Origin of the sequence: Shewanella indica (assembly GCF_002836975.1) — a bacterium.
GTDB lineage: Bacteria > Pseudomonadota > Gammaproteobacteria > Enterobacterales > Shewanellaceae > Shewanella > Shewanella indica.
This window is the reverse complement of the sequence record NZ_NIJK01000026.1, coordinates 79,579-100,348: the sequence shown is the minus strand read 5'-3', so window position 1 is coordinate 100,348 and position 20,770 is coordinate 79,579. Positions and strand designations below refer to the sequence as shown.

General features: G+C 54.5%; 15 protein-coding genes. 5 read left to right on the top strand and 10 right to left on the bottom strand.

Annotated elements, in window-relative coordinates; genetic code table 11:
- Positions 1–6 precede the first annotated feature (6 nt).
- Positions 7–585, top strand: coding sequence for a TIGR04211 family SH3 domain-containing protein (locus tag CX650_RS06635; RefSeq protein WP_083399717.1), 579 nt, complete (start codon positions 7–9; stop codon positions 583–585).
- A 253-nt stretch (positions 586–838) separates the two neighbouring features.
- On the top strand, positions 839–4,030 hold the full coding sequence (putA, locus tag CX650_RS06630) for a bifunctional proline dehydrogenase/L-glutamate gamma-semialdehyde dehydrogenase PutA (protein WP_189484297.1): 3,192 nt from the start codon (positions 839–841) through the stop codon (positions 4,028–4,030).
- Positions 4,031–4,105: 75 nt separating this feature from the next.
- Here putA and CX650_RS06625 read toward each other — a convergent pair whose 3' ends face one another.
- Together CX650_RS06625 and CX650_RS06620 are read right to left on the bottom strand one after the other, a co-directional pair.
- Complete coding sequence (locus CX650_RS06625; protein ID WP_039034523.1) at positions 4,106–5,335, bottom strand: dicarboxylate/amino acid:cation symporter; 1,230 nt, start codon at positions 5,333–5,335, stop codon at positions 4,106–4,108.
- A 230-nt stretch (positions 5,336–5,565) separates the two neighbouring features.
- A complete protein-coding gene (locus CX650_RS06620; protein ID WP_039034522.1) occupies positions 5,566–5,829 on the bottom strand; it encodes a hypothetical protein in 264 nt (87 codons plus the stop codon).
- A gap of 431 nt (positions 5,830–6,260) precedes the next feature.
- Between CX650_RS06620 and CX650_RS06615 the strand changes: the two genes are divergently transcribed.
- Positions 6,261–7,559 (top strand): DUF5666 domain-containing protein, encoded by a 1,299-nt coding sequence (locus CX650_RS06615; protein ID WP_101095363.1) that lies wholly within the window; start codon positions 6,261–6,263, stop codon positions 7,557–7,559.
- 63 nt (positions 7,560–7,622) lie between these two features.
- On the opposite strand, the gene CX650_RS06610 is transcribed toward CX650_RS06615, so the two are convergent.
- From CX650_RS06610 to CX650_RS06590, 5 genes are all read right to left on the bottom strand, one after another.
- Positions 7,623–8,198, bottom strand: coding sequence for a NifB/NifX family molybdenum-iron cluster-binding protein (locus tag CX650_RS06610; RefSeq protein ID WP_101095362.1), 576 nt, complete (start codon positions 8,196–8,198; stop codon positions 7,623–7,625).
- Positions 8,195–8,485 carry a DUF134 domain-containing protein gene (locus CX650_RS06605; RefSeq protein ID WP_025888568.1) on the bottom strand — a complete coding sequence of 97 codons (291 nt, stop codon included), beginning with the start codon at positions 8,483–8,485 and terminating at the stop codon, positions 8,195–8,197. The genes CX650_RS06610 and CX650_RS06605 overlap by 4 nt, the downstream gene beginning before the upstream one ends.
- Positions 8,486–8,664: 179 nt before the next feature.
- The gene (gene cydC, locus CX650_RS06600) at positions 8,665–10,410 is read right to left on the bottom strand and encodes a heme ABC transporter ATP-binding protein/permease CydC (protein ID WP_101095361.1); all 1,746 of its coding nucleotides are present in this window, start codon (positions 10,408–10,410) and stop codon (positions 8,665–8,667) included.
- A gap of 1 nt (position 10,411) precedes the next feature.
- A complete protein-coding gene (gene cydD / locus CX650_RS06595; RefSeq protein ID WP_101095360.1) occupies positions 10,412–12,280 on the bottom strand; it encodes a heme ABC transporter permease/ATP-binding protein CydD in 1,869 nt (622 codons plus the stop codon).
- Between the two features lie 340 nt (positions 12,281–12,620).
- Entirely contained in the window at positions 12,621–13,667 is a 1,047-nt protein-coding gene (locus CX650_RS06590) for a DUF3626 domain-containing protein (RefSeq protein ID WP_101095359.1), read from the bottom strand.
- Between the two features lie 223 nt (positions 13,668–13,890).
- Between CX650_RS06590 and CX650_RS06585 the strand changes: the two genes are divergently transcribed.
- Both CX650_RS06585 and dbpA read left to right on the top strand, forming a co-directional pair.
- Complete coding sequence (locus CX650_RS06585) at positions 13,891–15,390, top strand: DEAD/DEAH box helicase (protein WP_101095358.1); 1,500 nt, start codon at positions 13,891–13,893, stop codon at positions 15,388–15,390.
- Between the two features lie 92 nt (positions 15,391–15,482).
- Entirely contained in the window at positions 15,483–16,916 is a 1,434-nt protein-coding gene (gene dbpA, locus CX650_RS06580; protein ID WP_101095357.1) for an ATP-dependent RNA helicase DbpA, read from the top strand.
- A 175-nt stretch (positions 16,917–17,091) separates the two neighbouring features.
- Here the strand turns inward: dbpA and CX650_RS06575 are convergent, their stop codons facing one another.
- Genes CX650_RS06575 through CX650_RS06565 form a run of 3 tightly spaced genes read right to left on the bottom strand, consistent with a single transcriptional unit; the run spans position 17,092 to position 20,669 of the window.
- Entirely contained in the window at positions 17,092–17,694 is a 603-nt protein-coding gene (locus CX650_RS06575) for a PqiC family protein (protein ID WP_101095356.1), read from the bottom strand.
- A gap of 1 nt (position 17,695) precedes the next feature.
- A complete protein-coding gene (gene pqiB, locus CX650_RS06570) occupies positions 17,696–19,369 on the bottom strand; it encodes an intermembrane transport protein PqiB (protein ID WP_229799983.1) in 1,674 nt (557 codons plus the stop codon).
- The gene (locus CX650_RS06565) at positions 19,362–20,669 is read right to left on the bottom strand and encodes a paraquat-inducible protein A (RefSeq protein ID WP_229799984.1); all 1,308 of its coding nucleotides are present in this window, start codon (positions 20,667–20,669) and stop codon (positions 19,362–19,364) included. The genes pqiB and CX650_RS06565 overlap by 8 nt, the downstream gene beginning before the upstream one ends.
- Between the last annotated feature and the right edge of the window lie 101 nt (positions 20,670–20,770).

Here is a 20,770-nt window from a genome sequence, read left to right as displayed (position 1 = left end):
GACTAAGTGTTAAGACTCCTGACTCTCATAGGGATGATGCTCCTGTCTCCCACCCTATTGGCCCAAGGCCAGACGCGCTATATTTCGGATGATGTCTTCATCTACATTCATGGTGGACCCGGCACTCAATACCGGATCCTGGGTAGTATCGAAGCCGGTCAGCAGATAAACGTGTTGCCTGAGCGCCAAGGCGATTACACCAAGATTATCGACCATAAGGATCGTGAAGGCTGGGTACTGACCAGCATGATCTCCAAGGACAAGTCGCTGCGTTTTCGCGTCTCAGAACTGGAAAGCCAGTTGGTCGAAGCCAAAAGCCAGCTCACAGGACTTCAGAGCGAAAATGGTGACTTCAAGGGCGAGCTTGGCAGCCTCAAGTCTCAGCTGAGCAAAGCCCAGGCCGAACTGGCCCAAGCCAGTGCAGAACGCGATGAAGCCATCGCCAAACTCAAATCGATGAAAGACAATGAACGTTTCCGTATGTGGCAGGAAGGCGGGCTCATCGCCGCCCTGGGTTTGATCCTCGGGGTCATTCTGGTTTACATGCCAAGACCACAGCGACGCAAGAAAGATCGTTGGATGTAATAGCATTTTCCCTTCTCAAAGGCCAGTGTTTAAAACCACTGGCCTTTTGTTTATGTGACTTTACAGCTGGGGTACGTAAAGCCAATTAAACAATTTTCACATTCCCGCCAAGATTGGTGTCACAGATCACATTTTGATTGTATAATCGGCGCGCGCAAGCGCCAATATTGTATACAAAAATAATAAAGCGTCTTTTGCGTCAGACATATTCCAGGTAATTCGAGCAGTCCTTAACTGCCCCCAACCGGCTTAGATGGAAGCGATAACTATGTTCAAAGCGAGTGAAGTTCTGGCAGGCCACTATGATAGCGCCAATCTCGACGAACTCTTTAAAGCCATCAGTGACAACTATATTGTCGACGAAGAGCAATATCTGTCCGATCTGATCAAGCTAGTCCCGTCGAGTGACGAAACCATTGAGCGTGTGACCCGTCGCGCCCACGACTTGGTCAGCAAGGTTCGTCAATATGACAAAAAAGGTCTGATGGTAGGTATAGACGCTTTTTTACAACAATACAGCCTTGAAACTCAGGAAGGCATCATACTCATGTGCCTGGCCGAAGCCCTGTTGCGGATCCCGGATCCGGAAACGGCCGATGCCCTGATTGAAGACAAACTCTCAGGTGCCAAATGGGACGAGCATCTGTCAAAGAGTGATTCTGTATTGGTCAACGCCTCGACATGGGGCCTGATGCTGACGGGCAAAATCGTCAAACTTGACCGCAACCTGGATGGCAGTCCAAGCAACTTACTGAAACGCTTGGTTAATCGCCTGGGTGAGCCGGTGATCCGCCAAGCCATGTATGCCGCCATGAAGATCATGGGCAAACAGTTCGTACTCGGCCGCACAGTTAAAGAAGCGCTGAAAAACAGTGAAGACAAGCGCAAGCAGGGCTATACCCACTCTTACGACATGCTGGGTGAAGCCGCTCTGACCCAGAGAGATGCCGAGAAATACTTCCAGGATTACTCCCACGCCATCAGCGAATTAGGAGCCCAGCAGTACGATGAATCCCAGGCGCCCAGACCGACGATTTCCATCAAGCTGTCGGCGCTGCATCCCCGCTATGAAGTGGCCAATGAAGACAGAGTCATGTCCGAGTTGTATGCCACTGTGATCAAGCTGATTGAGCAGGCTCGCAGCCTGAATGTCGGTATCTCTATCGATGCCGAAGAGGTAGACCGTCTCGAGCTGTCACTCAAGCTGTTCCGCAAGTTATACAACTCAGAAACCGCCAAGGGCTGGGGCCTATTAGGCATAGTGGTTCAGGCTTACTCTAAACGGGCACTGCCTGTACTCCTGTGGCTGACCAAGCTTGCCAAAGAGCAAGGCGATGAAATCCCGTTGCGACTGGTGAAAGGCGCTTACTGGGACAGCGAACTCAAGTGGGCCCAACAGGCAGGTGAAGCCGGTTATCCCCTCTACACCCGCAAGGTGGGGACGGATCTCTCCTATCTGGCCTGTGCTCGTTTCCTGTTATCGGACAAGACCCGTGGTGCCATCTATCCACAATTTGCCAGCCATAACGCCCAGACAGTCGCTGCCATCAGCGATATGGCCGGCGATCGTGAGTTTGAATTCCAGCGTCTGCACGGCATGGGACAGGAGTTGTACGACACCATTTTGGCGGAAAGCCGAGCTCGCACCGTCAGAATTTATGCGCCGATAGGTGCCCATAAAGATCTGCTGCCCTATCTGGTGCGCCGTCTGCTGGAAAACGGTGCCAACACTTCATTTGTGCATAAGTTGGTGGATCCCAACACACCAATCGATTCACTGATCACCCACCCTCTGGTGACAGTCAAACAATACAAAACCCTGGCCAATAACAAGATAGTGAAGCCTGCCGACATTTTTGGCAGCGAACGCAAAAACTCCAAGGGACTCAATATGAACATTCTCTCTGAAGCCGAACCCTTCTTCGCGGCACTGGATCAGTTCAAGGCTCATCAATGGCATGCCGGCCCGCTGATCAATGGTGAAACCCTGAGCGGCGAGTCAAAGCCGGTTGTCAGCCCCTATGACACGACACAAACCGTCGGTCAGGTGGTTTTTGCCGACAACCAAGCCGTTGAGCAGGCCATCAGTTCAGCCGTCGCCGCCTTCCCAGCCTGGTGTCGCACGCCGGTGGCACAGCGCGCCAGCGCACTGCAAAAACTGGCCGACCTGCTGGAAGAAAATCGCGAAGAACTGATAGTGCTCTGTACCCGTGAAGCCGGCAAGAGCCTGCAGGACGGCATAGATGAAGTCCGAGAAGCCATCGACTTCTGCCGCTACTATGCGGTGCAGGCCAAGAAGATGATGAGCAAGCCCGAGCAGCTCCCCGGGCCAACCGGTGAATTGAACGAACTGTTTGTTCAAGGCCGCGGTGTCTTTGTCTGTATCAGCCCCTGGAACTTCCCGTTGGCGATTTTCCTCGGTCAGGTGACAGCAGCCCTTGCTGCCGGCAACACAGTTATCGCCAAGCCGGCCGAGCAAACCTGCCTGGTGGGCTACCGCGCCGTACAACTGGCCCATGAAGCCGGGATCCCCAAAGAAGCGCTGCAATTCCTGCCGGGCACAGGCGCCAGTGTCGGCGCCGCACTGACCAGCGACGAACGTATCGGCGGTGTCTGCTTCACAGGTTCGACCGGCACGGCCAAGGTGATCAACCGTGCTCTGGCTGCCCGCGAAGGTGCCATCATTCCTCTTATCGCCGAAACCGGTGGTCAAAATGCCATGGTGGTGGACTCCACCTCCCAGCCGGAGCAAGTGGTCAACGATGTGGTTGCCTCTTCCTTTACCAGCGCTGGCCAGCGCTGCTCGGCGCTGCGGGTACTCTATCTGCAGGAAGATATCGCCGATCGGGTACTGGAGATCCTCAAGGGTGCAATGGATGAACTCAGCATTGGCTATCCTGGTTCAGTGAAGACAGATGTCGGCCCTGTGATCGATGCCACAGCCAAAGCCAATCTCAACGCCCATATCGAGCACATCAAACAGGTAGGCAAGCTTATCAAACAGGTGGAGCTGCCCGCTGACTGCAAGGATGGCCATTTCGTTGCTCCAACCGCGGTGGAAATCGATTCCATCAAGGTGCTGGAGAAAGAACATTTCGGCCCAATACTGCACGTTATCCGTTTCAAAGCCTCAGAGCTGGACAAGGTGATTGCCGATATCAACAGCACAGGCTTTGGTCTGACTCTGGGGATCCATAGCCGCAACGAAGGCCACGCCCTGAGCGTTGCCGACCAAGTCAATGTAGGTAACGTCTATATTAACCGTAACCAGATTGGCGCCGTGGTGGGTGTGCAGCCCTTCGGTGGTCAGGGGCTTTCCGGCACAGGTCCCAAGGCCGGCGGGCCACACTACCTGACCCGCTTTATGACAGAAAAGACCCGCACCAACAACATCACAGCCATAGGTGGCAATGCTACTCTGCTGTCACTGGGTGATGCGGAATAATCTCCACCCATGAAAAAAGCCAGGAATTATTTCCTGGCTTTTTATTATCTGCTCGCGGCAAACAAACTCACGCTATCAGCTCTTGGCTTCCTCGGGACAAAAGTTATCCATCACCAGAGCGCAGGCGGCATCGCCGGTAATATTCAGCGATGTACGTATCATGTCGAAAATCCGGTCGAGGGCAAACAGCAGTGGCAGTCCATCGATAGGGATCTTGGCCGCCAGTAATACGGCCACCACCAGGAAAGAAGGCCCAGGCACCCCGGCCTGGCCAATAGCACCCAAGGTAGAGGTGAAGATGATAGCCGCATAGGCGGCAAGGCTCAGATCAATGTTATACATTTGGGCAAAGAACATGGCGACCAAACCATAATAGATGGCGTTGCCGCTCATATTGATGGTGGCGCCCAACGGCAATACGAAAGAAGCCGTGGCTTTTGAGACCTTCAACTCCTGCTCACAGGTTTCCATATTCACCGGCAAGGTTGCCATGGAGGAAGCCGTAGACAAGGCCATCACCTGGGGCTTTTTCATTGCACTGATGAAGCGCGCCGCCGACACCTTGGAAAACAGCTGCACCATCAAGGGGAAGAAGATGAAAGCGTAAATCAAAATTGCACCAACGAAGACGATGAATAACTTGAATACCACCTCAAGGGCATCAAAACCAAAGGTGCCGACTGAGTCGGCCATCAGACCGAATACCCCTATGGGTGCCACCAACATGACACAGTTAATCATCCAGACCATAGCCTCTGTGATGGCATTAAGCGCCCCAAGGATCGGCTTGGCGCCATCGCCCTTGACCTTGGTCAGTGCTATGCCAAAGAAAATACTGAACACCAGGATCTGTAAAATATTCCCTCCGGTCAGCGACTCAAATACATTGGTTGGTATCATGCCGATGAAGGTATCCATCACCCCGGGGAGATCGCCCTGTTCTTTGGTAACTTCCATTAGGTCAGTCATGCTGTGGGCAGTAAAATCAACTCCCTTACCCGGTTGAAACAGGTTTCCCAGCACCAGTGCCAAGGTGACTGCGATACCCGAAGTCACAATAAAGAAGCCGAATGTTCCTAGACCGATTTTCCCAGCCGAAGGGGTGTCCCCCAAACTGGCAGCACCAGAGATGATAGCCACCAATACCAGCGGTATGACCAACATCTTGATCAAATGGATAAAAATAGTCCCCAATGGGGCAAACATGCTGGCATCCTCACCTAACCACCAGCCTACAGCCGCCCCCAAAAACATGGCAATGACGACTTGCACGCCGATATTGCCAATCCAGTGTTTGTTATTCATTGTTATGTCTCCGCCGCACAAGGGCGTCATCTTGTCAAAATCAAAGCGGGCAAAGGTACCACATTCAAGCCAATCGCTTCCGTGAGTTTTCTCGACTCAGGCTCAACAATTAGTCAAAAATGGCAAAAGATGCAAAGAGAATTTAAAATATTCAATTTTCCCTGCCTTTAAATGAGAAAAGTTTAAATAAACTCGCCTTGTAACGGCTTAAAATAGAGATATCTCAACAACTATAAGTGAGTCGAGACAGCCAAGGCTGCTGCTGCAGCCAACCCTACCAGCACTATCCAGACAATGGCATTGCCGCTTCCGGGTTCTTTGTCGGCCAATTCCAGTTCAGGATGCCCCTGCAAATAGTCATCCACCTTCTTTTTTGCCTCTTTCAGGCTCAGGTTGTCTCGTTCTCGCAGGAGTTTAATTGCATGAATCGTCTGCCGGTCTTCCAGTAGACTGATCACTTCCAAATCCAAGGAGCGCTCTTTGGTGGGGGTCATAGTATCTTCCTGATTAGTGGGGACGTCATTGTCACAACTTTTATAATACTGATAACTTTAGCTATAAAAAAGCATAGAGCCAAGTAGTAACTTGTTCTCTTTTTTAGCTATTCAGATTCTCCAACTGCCTGTATACCTCCCTTACAAATCCTCTAAAAATCATACGATTTCCCATTTAAGTTGGCTTGGGATGTGAACAAAAAGCGTGCAGACAGCATGTTTGTCTGCCGATTGCAGTAAATCATGCTGATTTAAACCTTAACTAAATTCAAAAACCAAACACATCTGCACGGAGATTTTCAAAGTAACCCTCTATTTTTTAACGGCTGCATACGATCATTAATAAACTTTCATCCCGCCCTAATCTTAGCCTCATCTACAGTTGTTTATCCTGCCGCCGCTTTAAAAACCAAGACCCTAAGGAGAACAGAATGCAAAGAAGCATATGGCTGGTTCCTCTCGTTGCCGGACTGAGCGCCTGTGGCGGTTCAGATTCCAATGAGTCGAACAATCCCGATCCCCAACCGCCGGTTGCCACTTTGGCCAAGACTATCCAAGGTACCCTGCAAAAGGTCGATACGGATACGCTTTGGGTCAATGGTGTAGCAATCCCGGCGGCCAGGGCCAGTGTTGAAATCAATGAAACCAAGGCCAGCATCACTGAGTTGAAGCCCGGTATGCAGCTCAACATCAAGACAGATGGCAGCAGTGCCATCAGCGTAGACTATGACCCTGTGCTGGTATCCCCGGTGAGCGCAATTGATGGCGAGCAAGCTATTGTGGCCGGTTACCAAGTAACTGGACTTGACCTCAATAAAGTCAAGGCAGGTGACATAGTTGAGCTCAGTGGTTACAACCTGAGTGATAGTCAGTTCAAGGCCACCTATTTTGCTATCGACAATGACAGGCAAGAGATGGAAGTTGAAGGGCGGGTAAGCAAGCTGGACACTCATCTGAAGCAGTTCTATCTCGGTAGTATGCAGGTGGACTATGGTGCCAATGCCGTGCAGGTAGATGACACGCTGGCCAACGGTTCCTGGGTAGAAGTTGAAGGTCAATATCAGGGTGAAGTATTGCTGGCTTCTGAAGTGGAAGTCGAACGCGCCCCGGATTTGGACAAGGGCACTGAGGTGGAACTCGAAGGTCAGGTTACCTGGGTCAACGAGTTGCAGACCCGCTTTACCTTGAACCAAAAATGGCAAGTGATCCTGGATGGCAAAACCCACTTTGAAGATGGTACTGTTGCCGATCTCAAACCCGGCGCCTTGGTCGATGTGGAAGGCCTGTGGCAAGATGACACTCAAGAGCTGCAGGCCACCGAGATTGACTTTGAAAAACAGAGTCAGCCACCAGTAATTGCAAGCCACGCTTTTGAAGTTGAAGGCAAGGCTGTGTATGACGCCGGTGTATTCAGCATCAACGGCATAGTACTGACGCTGACACCTCAGACTCGTTTTGAAGATGGTTTGAACCAAGCCAGCCTCAACGGTACCTGGGTACAGGTTGAAGGCTCAGAGCAAAATGGTCAATTCCTGGTGATGGAGATCGAACCTGAGGTGCAGGAAGCAGATATAGAGCTCAAGGGCTTGGTCAATGATGACGGCCAAGGCGCCAGCCTCTGGGGTTATAAGGCCAGCGATGAAAGCCTTGAGCCTCATATTGGCAAAAGGGTCGAGCTGGAATGCCACTTAAGTGGTGAACTGCTGAGCCAGTGCCGCCTGGATGATTGATAACACAAGATAAACAAAGAGTGCCGGCTTTCTGTCGGCACTCTTTTTTTTCTGCAGACGGCTTTATCGCAAAGGCCTGAAGCCTGCGTAACTCAACTTGCCTTGCTGGTTTAGCGAATCACCGAGGGGTTTTAGTTTGGCCTCAGTGCGGCTCTTACAGCCACAGCCGCCACCACAACCGCCTTTCGCCTCCCCCTCATGGCCATGATCTTCACCATGACAAGCTGCGCCGGTTTCATTATGACCATGACAACCGCAGCCGCCACCACAACCGCCTTTGGCTTGATGCTTGAGTGACGGGCGTCCGGCCGCAGCACTGGTCAGCCGTAACTGAATATCACTGGCCGCAACCAGCAAAGCCGCGATATCGCTGCTCTCTTTGCCGGGCCGACAAACGCTGATGCCACCATCGAGCAGCTTACCCAACATTCGCTCGCCGATTTGATCCACCAACACAATGCGGCCGCCTTTGTCCTTGATAAGTTGCAGCATCGCCTTTTTGGCGGCGCAATTGCCGCCTGCGGCTGCCGGATTATCCAGGGTAAAACAGTGGTTGTGCTCGTTATCATAAAAGGCCAGCTCTTTGGCCTTGGTAAAATGCCCGGCCAAGCGGCCCCGGCTCATGGGTATCACTATCATCTCTGTTCCTCAGTGTGGGGCAACTCCAGCATCTGTCCCTCTATCAGGGCCTTGGCCAGTTTATGGCGTGCCTGCTTAATCAAGTTGCCAAAGGTCTGCCTGGATATCCCCATCTGCTCGGCGGCCTCTTGTTGCGCCAGACCGCGAAAGTCGGCCAACGCCAGGGCCTCAAACTCATCGGCCGCTAAGGCGACTGCCTCCAGGGCTGAGGCCGGAATGCCGTTGGGTTTGTAGAAGCGGCAGGGCGTGCCATGCTGCAGGCGGCGGCATTTTCTGGGTCTGGGCATGGGAGTATCCTTATTAGTTATTGGCATATGCCAATAACTATATTCTGACTTTGAACCCGTATGGGATCTGTGATCCAGGCGAGAATTTAGCGCTTTTAAAAGAAAAAGGGATGCTGAGCATCCCTTTGAATAAGTCTAACTTGAGCCTCTTTTTGAGTATCTTCTTGAGTCTCTGCGGCTCAGTGTAACCTCTGATACAGGGCGCTGTAAGCGGTCGACTCCTGTAGCAACTGCTCATGACTGCCACTGGCCACTATCTTGCCTTCATCCAGCAGGTGAATGGCATCCATCTGCGCCATACCGGTTAGGCGATGACTTATCATCACCAGCGTCTTGTCTTTGGCAAACTGCAGCAGCAACCTGAGGATCTCCTGCTCGGTACGCCGATCCAGCCCCTCGGTGGGTTCATCAAGCAGCAGCAACGGCGCATCCCGCAGCAGCGCCCGAGCCACGCCGATCCGGCGCTGCTCACCACCGGATAACTGACGCCCGCCTTCACCTATCCAGGCGTTGAGCCCCTCACCCGCAAGTAATCCCTCCAGCCCAACCTGGCGCAGCACCTCGGCTAGCGTGTCATCGGTGACTTTTTCCGGCAAGGCCAGCTGCAGGTTATCTCTGAGACTGGTGCTGAGCAATTGTACCCGTTGACTGACCACTGTCATGGAAGCCCGCAAGGTCTTTTCATCCAAGGAGGCCACAGGCACACCGCCCAGCAGTATCTCACCCTGCTGCGGCTGCCACTGACGGGTTATCAAGGCCAGCAGGCTGGACTTACCCGAGCCGGTTTTACCCAGGAGTGCCACCTTGTTGCGCGCAGGTACCTGCAGTGACAAGCCTTGCAGCACTGGCTGGGTGTCCGTGTAACCGAAATGCAGATCTTTGATGATAAGAGCGCCGCTCTCGGGCACGGTTGCCGAGACGGCAGGAAACTCAATGTCGGAGCGCTGCTCTGTCAACTCGGACACCCGCTTGGCAGCCAAGAGCACAGAAGACAAATGTTGAAAGGCGCCGGCCAGCGGCATCATCATCTCGATACAAGCCAGAGTGGCAAACAAGACCATGGCCAGCAAAGGCCCGGGAGGCACGGCCGGCCCAACACCTGCGGCGGCAAACCAGAGCAGCAGCAACACCAGCAAGCCGTGACAGAGGATCAACATTGCCTGGCTCAGGCCGGTGATCGCCGCCATCGCCTTCTGACTGGCAAACCAGCTCTGCTCGGCGCGGTCGAGTTCCGCCCGAAAGCTTTGAGCAGCGCCACCTTTGGCATCGGAAAACAGACTCAGCTCTGCCTGACCGGACAACCATTCCAGCAGCCGAACCCGGTAGCTGCGCCGCGCTTCAATCAGCTCGCGCCCGGGTCGCCTGCCAAGCAGATAGAACACGCTCGGCAACAACAACCAACTGAGCAAGAGGCCAGTACAAAGCAGGATAGCCAAGTTGAGATCAAACCAACCAATAAAGGTGGTCAATGCCAGCAGCATCAGCAAGAAGGCCGTCAGCGGCGTCAACAACCTCAGATACAGGTGATCCAGCGTGTCGATATCGGCCACCAAACGGTTGAGCAGATCGCCGCGGCGCATCCCGGATAGATTACGTTCACTCAAAGGCAGCAAAGAGCGCCAGGCCCACAACCTGAGATCGGTCAGGATCCTGAAGGTTGCCTCATGGGTAGCCAGCCTTTCACCGTAGCGGCTTGCCGTGCGGGCAATGGAGAGGAAACGCACCCCGCCCGCCGGAGTAAAGTAGTTGAAGGCTTCCGCCGTCACCAAAGCCAGACCGGCCACTGCGGTAGCAGATAAGAACCAACCGGAAAGCGACAGCAGGCCAATACCGGCCATGAGAGTCGTGACTGTCAGCAACAAGCCGACAAACATCATCAAAGACTGGCGGCGGAACAGCCGGATAAAGGGCAGTAACAGCTTCATCTCAACGCTCCTCCCCTGACTCTGACTTTGACTCTGGTTTTGATTCTGACTTTAACTCGGGCACGGCTTCCGCCTCAGCGCTCGCGGCAATCGGCGGCGCATCATCGAGGGAAACCGCCAGCGGCAGCTCATCCAGCATCTGCGCCAGTAAGCCCGGCTGCGCTTTGAGTTCGGCAAAGGTGCCCTGCTGCACCAGTTTTCCCTGATCCAGCACCAGAACTCTGTCCATCCGATCCAGTTGATCCAATCTGTGGGTCACCATAAGGCAGCTCTTGCCAGCCATCGCCTGCCACAGCGCGCTAAGCACCAGTTGTTCACTCTGGCTGTCGAGGCTGGCGCTGGGCTCATCGAGCACAAACAGCTGCGCCTGACGCCCAAGGGCACGGGCCAACGCCAGCCGCTGCGCTTGCCCCACAGACAGGCCACCGCTGTATTCATCCAATTGGTGTGCCAGCCCATCCGGCAAGGCGCGAACATAGTCGGCCACCTTGGCCTGTTGCAGATAATCCCACAATTGCGCCTCGGTCAGTTCGGGCTGGCCGAGACGCAGATTATCGGCGATAGAGCCGTGAAACAGCTGCGGATTCTGGCCAAGCCAGGCGATACGGCTGCGACAGGCGGCAGGATCCAGCTCGGCCAGTTCAATACCATTGAGCTTTAAGCTGCCCTCATAGGGCAGAAACCCCAGCAGAGCGTTGAGCAAGCTGGTTTTACCGGCGCCACTCGGGCCCACCAAGGCCAGCTTCTCGCCCGCCGCTAAGCTAAAACTCAACGGCCCCAGTAAAGGCACGCCGTCTATGCTCAATACCTTGAGATCCCGGGCCTGCAGTTCAATGCTCTCACCGGGGAGGGGCTGTTCGCCACGCTTGAGCGGCTCAGGCAACTCCAGCAGTGCCATCAAGGATTCGGCAGCGCCCACCGCCTGGGCCTTGGCATGGTAGTGAGTGCCCATGTCGCGCAGCGGCTGATAAAACTCAGGTGCCAGAATCAGCACAAACATCCCGGTAAACAGGCTGATACCCATGCCGTAATGACCAAAGTCGAGGTGCCCCAGATAACTGAAGCCGAAATATACCGCCAAAATAGCGATGGATACCGCGGCGAAGAACTCCAGCACGGCGGAGCTGAGAAACGCCATTCTGAGCACTGCCATGGTACGCTCACGAAAATCTTCCGAGGCCTTGCCTATGGCGCGCTGCTCCGCTTCGGCGCGATAGAAAAGCTTGAGTGTCGGCAAGGCCTTGAGGCGATCCATAAAGTGGCCGCTCAATTGCTGCAGCGCACCGAAATGCTTGCGGTTGGCATCGGCGGCACCCATGCCGACCAAGACCATAAACAGTGGAATAAGGGGAGCGGTGCCGAGCAAAATCAGGCCACCGGCCCAGTTGATGGGGAACACACATACCAAGATGATCAGCGGAATAAAGGCCGCCAGGCTCATCTGCGGCAGGTAACGGCCATAGAAATCCTGCAAATCTTCTATCTGTTCCAGCACTATACTGGCCCAGCTGCCGACAGGCTTGCCATTGACAAAGGCCGGCCCCAGGCGTTCAAGTTTATTGAGCACGGCGGCGCGCATCTGCTCTCTGAGGCGTCTGCCGGCCTCGAAGCTGACCCGCTCTCTGAGCCAAGCGATAACTGCTCGCAGCAACACCAGAGTCGCAAAGGCCAACATATGCGGAATAAATGCCTGCCTATCAAGCTCGTCGATGATCAGCCCCTGCAGCACAGTGGCCAGCACCCAGGCCTGGCCCACCAGCGCCAAGCCGTTGAGCACGCCCAACAACACAGAGAGTTTAAGGAAGGGGCCACAGGCAGATTGTTGCGCTTTGAGCCAGCGACCGAGTTGTTTCTCTAAGGATTTGTCCATGGGATCCTACTGCAAAATCAGCTAATGACGCTGTTGCTGCCAAAGCAGCATGGTAATAGCTTGACCTAAGGCGAATCGTTCGGTAGGCAAGCAGTATCGCAGGCATTGCCAAGGGAAGAAACCCGTTGCCCAGGAACTGTTACCGGACTCACAAAATTTGCGCCAGATCAAAAAAACGCACCATAAGCCAAGCAGATTAACCCCAGGTTAACGCCATCCCCACAATCTACTTAATGTTTAGAAGTTCGCTTCGATGGCGCAGCTACCGCTGTGAGCACACAGTGCATACTCACGGCTAATCCCCGCTCAATCGAGACAACCGACCAGAGATGGAGTGCCCTCAGCGGCTGTGACCAAAACGCACCAGCACATGCCACAGCAACTTGAGCTGCTGTTTGAGCTCGGTTTCATTGCCAAGCATGCGCCACTGCTGCGGATCTTTATGCAGTGCCAGCGCCGCTTCCCCTATCAGACGGGCATCGAGCAGGCCATCCGGTGCCACCAAGGCGGCGAGCTTGGGCATGGCGGCGCCGCGAAAGTCCGGCGGCACCTCATCAACCGGCATTTGATAGCCCTGATGCCAACACAACTGCAGTCGGTACTTGTCACACAAGCGCTGCATCAGAATCTCCATCTCTGTGCCTTTGAATGCCGGGTCGGCCACCAAATGAGTCAAGTCTTCACCTATCACCAGCTCACCGTGGCACTGAGCCTCAATGTAATGATCCAGGTCACCGCTCATGGGGCGCTCAAACCTGGCTGCCACCCCCAAAGGCAAGGCATTAACCAGATAATCGACCAAGGCCGCCGGGCGCAACTGACCTACGCCCAATGCCGAACTACGTTCAAAGCACTCGTTGAACAGCGCAGCAAAAATATCTTCAAAGCAGGCCGCAGTGCCTTTTTCCCTGGGCTCACGGCAGGAGTCCAGATAGCTGAATGTGCAGCGATGCAACAACGCAGGAGATGACAACAGATAGCAGCTGCCGAAACGGGCCGAGGGGCCGTTTTGATGCATGCCCAGATCCAGGGCGCCGTATTTGGGGCGCCCTCTGGCGCCGCGATAACAGTCACCGAACAGCTGGTTTTCCCAATGATCTCGCGGACCACCAACTTGAGGCGAGAGTTTGCCGTTGGATACCCGGGTTTCAAACTGGGTCTTATAAATACCATCGGCCAGCATACCGGCCAACACAGGCCAGCCGCGGGAGTCGATTCTGTCCGGGTGGAAATGAAAGGCGATACGGCCATGTTGAGCCAGCATATTCAGCCCGAGAGAGAGCCGTGCCGTGTCGATGGCGGACATCGACTGCACATTCTTGATCACGCCCAGTGCATACTCCCTGCGATGCAGGGCCTGCGCCTGTATATGCTCTATTGCCCCCATACACCTCACCGAGTCGAGGCCTGAATTTGGCTCTTGCTTTTCCAAGATAGGTTAAGCGGCTGCTTTGCAACAGTAAAAGTTAAGACAAGCGTAAAATAAAAGGGTTCAAGTTGGCTGCAATTAGCACTTTAGCCGCAAATGCTGTAAGCTTGCCGCCTTCGCCGCAACGCTGTGCATTGCGGCTCCCATATCTCAGCTCCGCGCTGTCAATTGAGAAGATTGCATGAGTTTTGCCTCCCTGGGCCTGTCGGCCCCGATTTTGAACGCTGTCGCCGAACAAGGTTACTCCACTCCATCCCCCATTCAAGCCCAGGCCATTCCCGCAGTATTGCAGGGACGGGATGTGATGGCTGCCGCCCAGACAGGGACAGGCAAAACCGCCGGCTTTACCTTGCCTTTGCTGGAGCGTCTCAATGGTGGTATTCGTCCGCGGGGCAACCATATCCGCGCTTTGGTGCTGACCCCCACCCGTGAGCTGGCCGCTCAGGTGGCCGAAAGCGTCAGTCTCTATGGCAAGCATCTGGATCTGCGTAGCTCTGTGGTCTTTGGCGGTGTTTCCATTAACCCACAGATGCAGACCTTGAGAAAAGGGGTCGATATCCTGGTGGCCACACCGGGACGCCTATTGGATCTGTACCAACAAAATGCCGTCAAATTCGGCCAGCTGGAAGTGCTGGTGCTGGACGAAGCCGACCGCATGCTGGATATGGGCTTTATTCACGACATCAAAAAAATTCTGGCTTTGCTGCCGGCCAAGCGGCAAAACCTGATGTTCAGTGCCACCTTCTCTGACGACATTCGCCGCCTGGCAAAGGGCTTGGTGCACGATCCCGCCGAGATTTCCGTAGCGCCGGCCAACAGCACCGCCGAGCGGGTGAGCCAGAAGTTGCACCCGGTAGACAAGTCAAAAAAATCGGCGCTGCTGACCTCGCTTATCAAAGAGTACAAGTGGCAACAGGTACTGGTGTTTACCCGCACCAAACACGGCGCCAACCGTCTGGCCAAGCACCTGGATGGCAAAGGAATTGGCGCCGCCGCCATCCACGGCAACAAGAGCCAGGGTGCCAGGACCAAGGCACTGGCGGATTTCAAGAGTGGCAAGGTCAAGGTGTTGGTTGCCACAGATATTGCCGCCCGCGGCCTGGATATAGATCAATTGCCACAAGTGGTTAACTTCGATCTGCCCAATGTGGCCGAAGATTATGTGCACCGCATCGGCCGTACCGGCCGCGCCGGTGCCAGTGGTCAGGCAGTGTCTCTGGTGAGTGCGGAAGAATTCAAGCAGCTCAAAGACATAGAGCAACTGATCGGCAAGACTATCGAGCGTGAAATCGTCAATGGCTTCGAACCTCAGGAAGCCTTGCCGGAATCGCGGCTCAACCCGAACAAGATAGGCCCTAAAAAGCCCAAGAAGCCGAAAAAGCCCAAAGAGGGGCATCAGGATGGCCAGCGCAGCGGCAACCTGGATAAAGGTAATGGCAACAAGCCGGCCAATGCTGAAAACCGCCATCGTCGTCCGGCCCAGGGCGCCAAGACCGAGGGTTCAAGTGCCAGACGTAAGCCCGCAAACGCCAAGCCTCAGGGCGGTCGCTCCCAGGAGAGTAAGCCGCAAGGCACCGGCAAGGGCAATAACGGCTCAGGCCAGCAGCGCAATAACCAGGGCCGGGCATCACAGCAACGCGACTCACAAGCGCGCGGCTCCCGGCAAAGAAATGAGCGCTAAGCTCTATCAAGCCTGAGATTGAAAGCCCACTTGAGTGGGCTTTTTCAATGCCGCAAGATTAGTCTGCCTAAAAACCATCCCCGCCTGTTACAATGCCCCTTTACCATTTTTGCTCCATTTGCGAGCCCATAGGACACAGCTTGAGTGATTTACCCTTTTCCAGCCTGCCGTTGAAACCCGCGCTGCTGGCCACCCTGAACGATCTTGGTTTCACCGCCATGACCCAGGTTCAAGCCGCCAGCCTGCCGGCCATTATTGAGGGCCGCGACGTACTGGCTCAGGCGAAAACCGGCTCGGGCAAAACGGCGGCCTTCGGTCTTGGGCTGTTGAATCGACTCAATGTGAAACGTTTTCGGGTGCAGTCCCTGGTGCTCTGCCCCACCCGGGAACTGGCCGATCAGGTGGCCAAGGAGCTGCGCCGTTTTGCCCGCGGCATTCACAACATCAAGATCCTGACCCTGTGTGGCGGTGTGCCTGTGGGGCCACAGATAGGCTCACTGGAACATGGCGCGCACATTATAGTTGGCACACCGGGGCGGGTACTGGACCACCTGCAGAAGGGGCGTCTGGATCTGGGCGAATTGCAGCAACTTGTGTTGGATGAAGCCGACCGTATGCTGGAGATGGGCTTTGCCGATGCACTGGAGCAGATAAGCGCCTATATGCCGGACAAACGCCAAAGTTTGCTGTTCAGCGCCACCTTCCCGGAACCGATTGCCGAATTGGCCCGCGCCATGATGGATAAGCCGCTCAGCATCAAGTTGGAGCAGCAACATGATCAACTCAGCATAGCGCAGCAATTTATCGAAGTGACAGACACCACCTCCAGGCTGCAAGCGGTGGAAGCATTGCTACTGGCCCACAGGCCTGAGAGTGCCGTGATATTTTGCAATACCAAAAGAGAAACCCAGGAGCTGGCCGACAGCCTGGAGCTGCAGGGCTTCAGCGTGCGGGCACTCCATGGCGATCTGGATCAGCGTGAGCGCGATCAGGCGCTGGTGCAGTTTGCCCTCAAGAGCGTGGTGGTGTTGGTAGCCACAGATGTTGCCGCCAGGGGCCTGGATATCGAAGCCCTGGATCTGGTGATCAACTATCAACTGGCATTCGATCCCGAAGTGCATGTGCACAGGGTCGGTCGTACCGGCCGCGCCGGTGCCTCGGGCCAGGCCATCAGCCTGGTAGGCCCCAAAGATGGCATGCGAATGGCGCTGCTGGAGGATATCTTTGGCCCGCAAACCATGAGCGAACTGCCACAGCCCGGCAGTTTTTCCTCTGCGCCGATAAGAGCGGCCATGCGCTGCATCCGCATTGAAGGCGGCAAGAAGCATAAGCTGCGCCCGGGGGATATTCTTGGAGCCATCACAGCCGACAACCGCCTGACCGGCGCCGATGTGGGCAAGATACAAATTCAGGATATCTGGTCTTATGTGGCGGTGCGCAGCGAGTGCGCCAATACCGCGGTCAAATTACTGAGCGAACGCAAGCTCAAAGGCAAGTCATTCCGCGCCTGGGCGATGAAACCTTAAACCGAAACCCTCAATACCGCCAAAGGCGGTGGTTTAAGGATGATAAAAATGCCTGCATCAATTGCAGGCATTTTTATGCTTATCCACATAGCTGCCGCCAGCCAAATAGCGTTAGGCAAAAACCATCAGCAAACCTCTGTCATTAGTCAGCAAGTTGGCCGCGTTCAACGGTATTTTAGCGCGTGGAGGCCAAACTCTGTTCGCTAGTGAGATTCAGGCTCTCAAGTCCGGCATCAATATCCCGCGCCAGCTTTTCAAGCCCCAGGGAGAGGCTCTCCACCAGCGCCGGGTACCCGTCTGAAGCAAGGGGCACGTCATAATGAAAGTCGGCCTGCAACACTTGTTCGCCGGAAGAGTTACTGATGCGCCAATCGCCTCCCAGCAAGGCATCACCGCTGTATCGTCCGTGAAACTCGTTGAAACGTAAAGTCAGGGTTAATGGCTCCTGCGCCGGTATATTGACCGAGGCCTCACGCGGGCATTCATGGGCCAATAAAGACGCCATCTTGACCTTTATCTGCTCACTGATATCGCCGGCCCACAGATGCTGACGGGCGATAGCCAATTCATGGTTTGAGACCTGATAAACCAAACCATTACCCGCCAGAAAGTCGGCCATTTCCACCCCGGCGAGGCGCCATTGGCACTGGCGCAGAGGGGATGTCGCTCTCGCTTCGGGAGTTGCCTGCGGCGCTTTACCCAAGAAGTAAGTGGTTACCTGGGGTTGGCTGGAGCAGCCGGCCAATACCAGCAGTAGAGAAAACAGGATAATTCGCATATCAATCGGCCTTTTTCGGTGTCGGATCGGCGGCAGTATCTGCCCCCATGATCAAGAGATTGGGTTTTTCATTCAGTTGCCGTGACAAGGGTTGCAACTCCCGCATCACAGCCTTGAGCTGTTTCAGGCTGGATTGCAATTCGGCGTACATGGCCGAGTCCTGGCCATAGTCCTGCGCCATCCCTTGAAATTCCCGCAGCGTGTTTTGCAGCTCACCCGGTAAGGCCTGCATCTCCTGTTGTTTAAGCAACTGCTCCAATTTTTGCCCCACCTTGTCCCATTGCGCCAAGGCGGCACTGGTGTTTTCCAGGGTATGGTTGACGCCCTGGAAAGTGCTCTCCAGTGGTAAGTTATTTAATTTGCTGATCAGTTGCCCCACCTGTTTTTGTATTTCGGCCACTCCGGCACGCTTGGTGGGAAACAGTGGATACTCCATAAAAGTCCCGGCCTGGTATGGCTTGGCATCCGGATACAGATCCAAGTCGATGAACAGCGCGCCGGTTAACAGACTCCCGGTCTTGAGACTCGCTCTCAGGCCCGCCCCCAAGTCTCTGTCTATTTCTGCGCGCAGCTGCTCAAGCCCCGCCGACTCGGCGTTTTCAAATACCCGCGCCAGCTCAATTCTGACCAATACCGGAATGGTGCCATTGCTGAGGCCTGCGCCATGAACACCATACTGCTGCAACGTCAGCGGTGCCTTGACCACTTTACCTATGGTAATACCGCGGAATTCGACGCTGGCGCCTTCATGCAACCCCCGCACCGACTCATCAAACAACATGACATATTCCAAATACTGGTTGTAAAGACTCTGACTGGCCAGCTCCCGCGAGTCATAGAGACGGAAATGGTCCTCACCATCCTCAACCTTTTCCCCGGCCAAACGCCCCTCCGGCAAGCCAAAGCTGACGCCTCCTCTGAGCAATGACTCCAGAGAACCCACCTGCAGATCCAGCCCCTTGGCAGACAACTGCATATTCAGCCCCGAGGCCAGCCAAAATTGGCTGTTGCTGCGTACCAACTCATCATAGGGTTTATTGATAAACAGCTGGTAAAACGCCTGGCGTTTATCGCTATCAAAGCCGGTGCTTTCCACTCTGCCGACAGTGAAGCCTTCGTAGAGTACAGGGTCGCCGACACCGAGCTTGCCCGCCTGACGGCTATTGAGCACTACCCTGATGCCCTGTTCATCAGCCGAGGCCACCGGAGGATGCTCCAGCACATTGAATTCATAGTGGCCGACGGCCGTTCTTCCCGGCTCCAGCTCTATGTAGGCACCGGACAGCAAGGTATCCAGTCCTGTGATCCCCTCTTTGCCGATCCTAGGCTTTGCCACCCAGAAGCGGGCGTCTGTGGTCAGCATTCTCTCGGCGTCCGGCGACACTCTTGCCGTCGCGATAATCGCGCTGTAATCATCGCTCAGCTTAATGCTCTCAATCACACCAACATTGACATTACGCGACTTGATAAAGGTTTTGCCTACCTCTATGCCTTCGGCGGTCTTGAGGTGTAGCTTGATCTCACTGCCGAGCTGATTGAAGTAGTCGTAAAGCATCCAACAGCCGATGAGTAGTGCAACTATAGGTATCAGCCAAACGGCAGACACCTTGGCGCTTGGGGACTCTTCGGCCCGGACAAATTCGTCATTTAACATAGATTCACTCATATTATTCATGGGCCCGCTTTTTGAGCCCTGACTGACTCCAGAGCACCCTGGAGTCAAAACTAATGGCAGACAGCATGGTTAGGATCACCACCATGGCGAAGGAGAGTGCCGCAGGTCCCGGCTTGATGGCCATAAGCTCATCCAACTGAACCAGAGCGGTCAACAAAGCCACCACAAAGATATCTATCATGGACCAGCGGCCGATGAATTCGGTTACCCGGTACAGCGACTGATTGCGACTCTCTTTGCCCTTAACCCGCCCTTTGCCCGCCTGGCGAAACAGATAAGCCAGAGACAGGATCTTGGCGGTAGGGATCACTATGCTGGCCAGAAAAATCACCGAGGCCACAGGATAGGAACCCAGATGCCAAAGCAAGACCACACCGCTGATAATGGTCGATGCTTCAGTCTGCCCGACGCTGATGGTATACATGATGGGATAGAAGTTGGCCGGTATATAAAACACCACGGCGGCCAGCAAAAAAGCCCAGGCCGTCTGCATACTTTGCAGCGGAATATAAGGCTGAACCCCGGCGCCGCAGCGGCAGCAGTTTTTACTCGACACCAGATTTAATTGACCACAGATATGGCAGGAATCATGGTTGTGATTCAGATGGCTGTCACCGCTATGGACCTGGGCAATCTCTTCTCTGGGTGACAAACGATCCCAGATCCACGAGCTGTCGATGACGGAGACAAACTTCACCAATAGCAGGCTGTAGAGGCAAAAAGCCCAGAAAGATGGCCCAAAACCGACATCTGCCAAGGCGATGATCTTCACCATGGCCACCAAGATCCCCACCAGAAACACATCAGCCATCAACCAGGATTCAAACTTGAAAACAAGCTTGCTGCCGGTTCTGGCCCAACCTAAAGACACAGCCTTGCCTTGGCTCGCCAGATAACCCAGGCGATAGATGCACATGGCAAAAAGGATATAGATCAGCGGCAAGATCACCACGCACAGTAAGATCACCAACGCCAATATGCTGTTGCTGGCATAATGCATGCTGACCAAGGCGCCCCAGAGGCTGACCTTTTGCGACAAGCCCTGGACACTGAAAAACAGAAAGGGAAATCCCAGGCTCAAGGCCAACAGGATAAGGGTCGCCAAGCCATAGGCCCAAACCTGCTGAAACGGTGCCTTCAAGGCTGACTGTAAGCCGTGATGACAGCGAGGACAGCTCACCTTGTTGCCGGGTTTGGGCTCGCTAAAAGCACTCACCAAACCGCACTCTTCACAGGCCTGCAGCTGGGTATTTTGCCCTTGGCGGCCAGCATCTTCCGGCGGGGTATTTAACGACTCCACAATAACTCCTGTGATTTTCAGTGTGACCAGACTCAGCGGTTCACTCAGGAAAAAGCGGGTGCAGGGATAGACTCATACAAAGTCCCTGCACCTAAGATCAA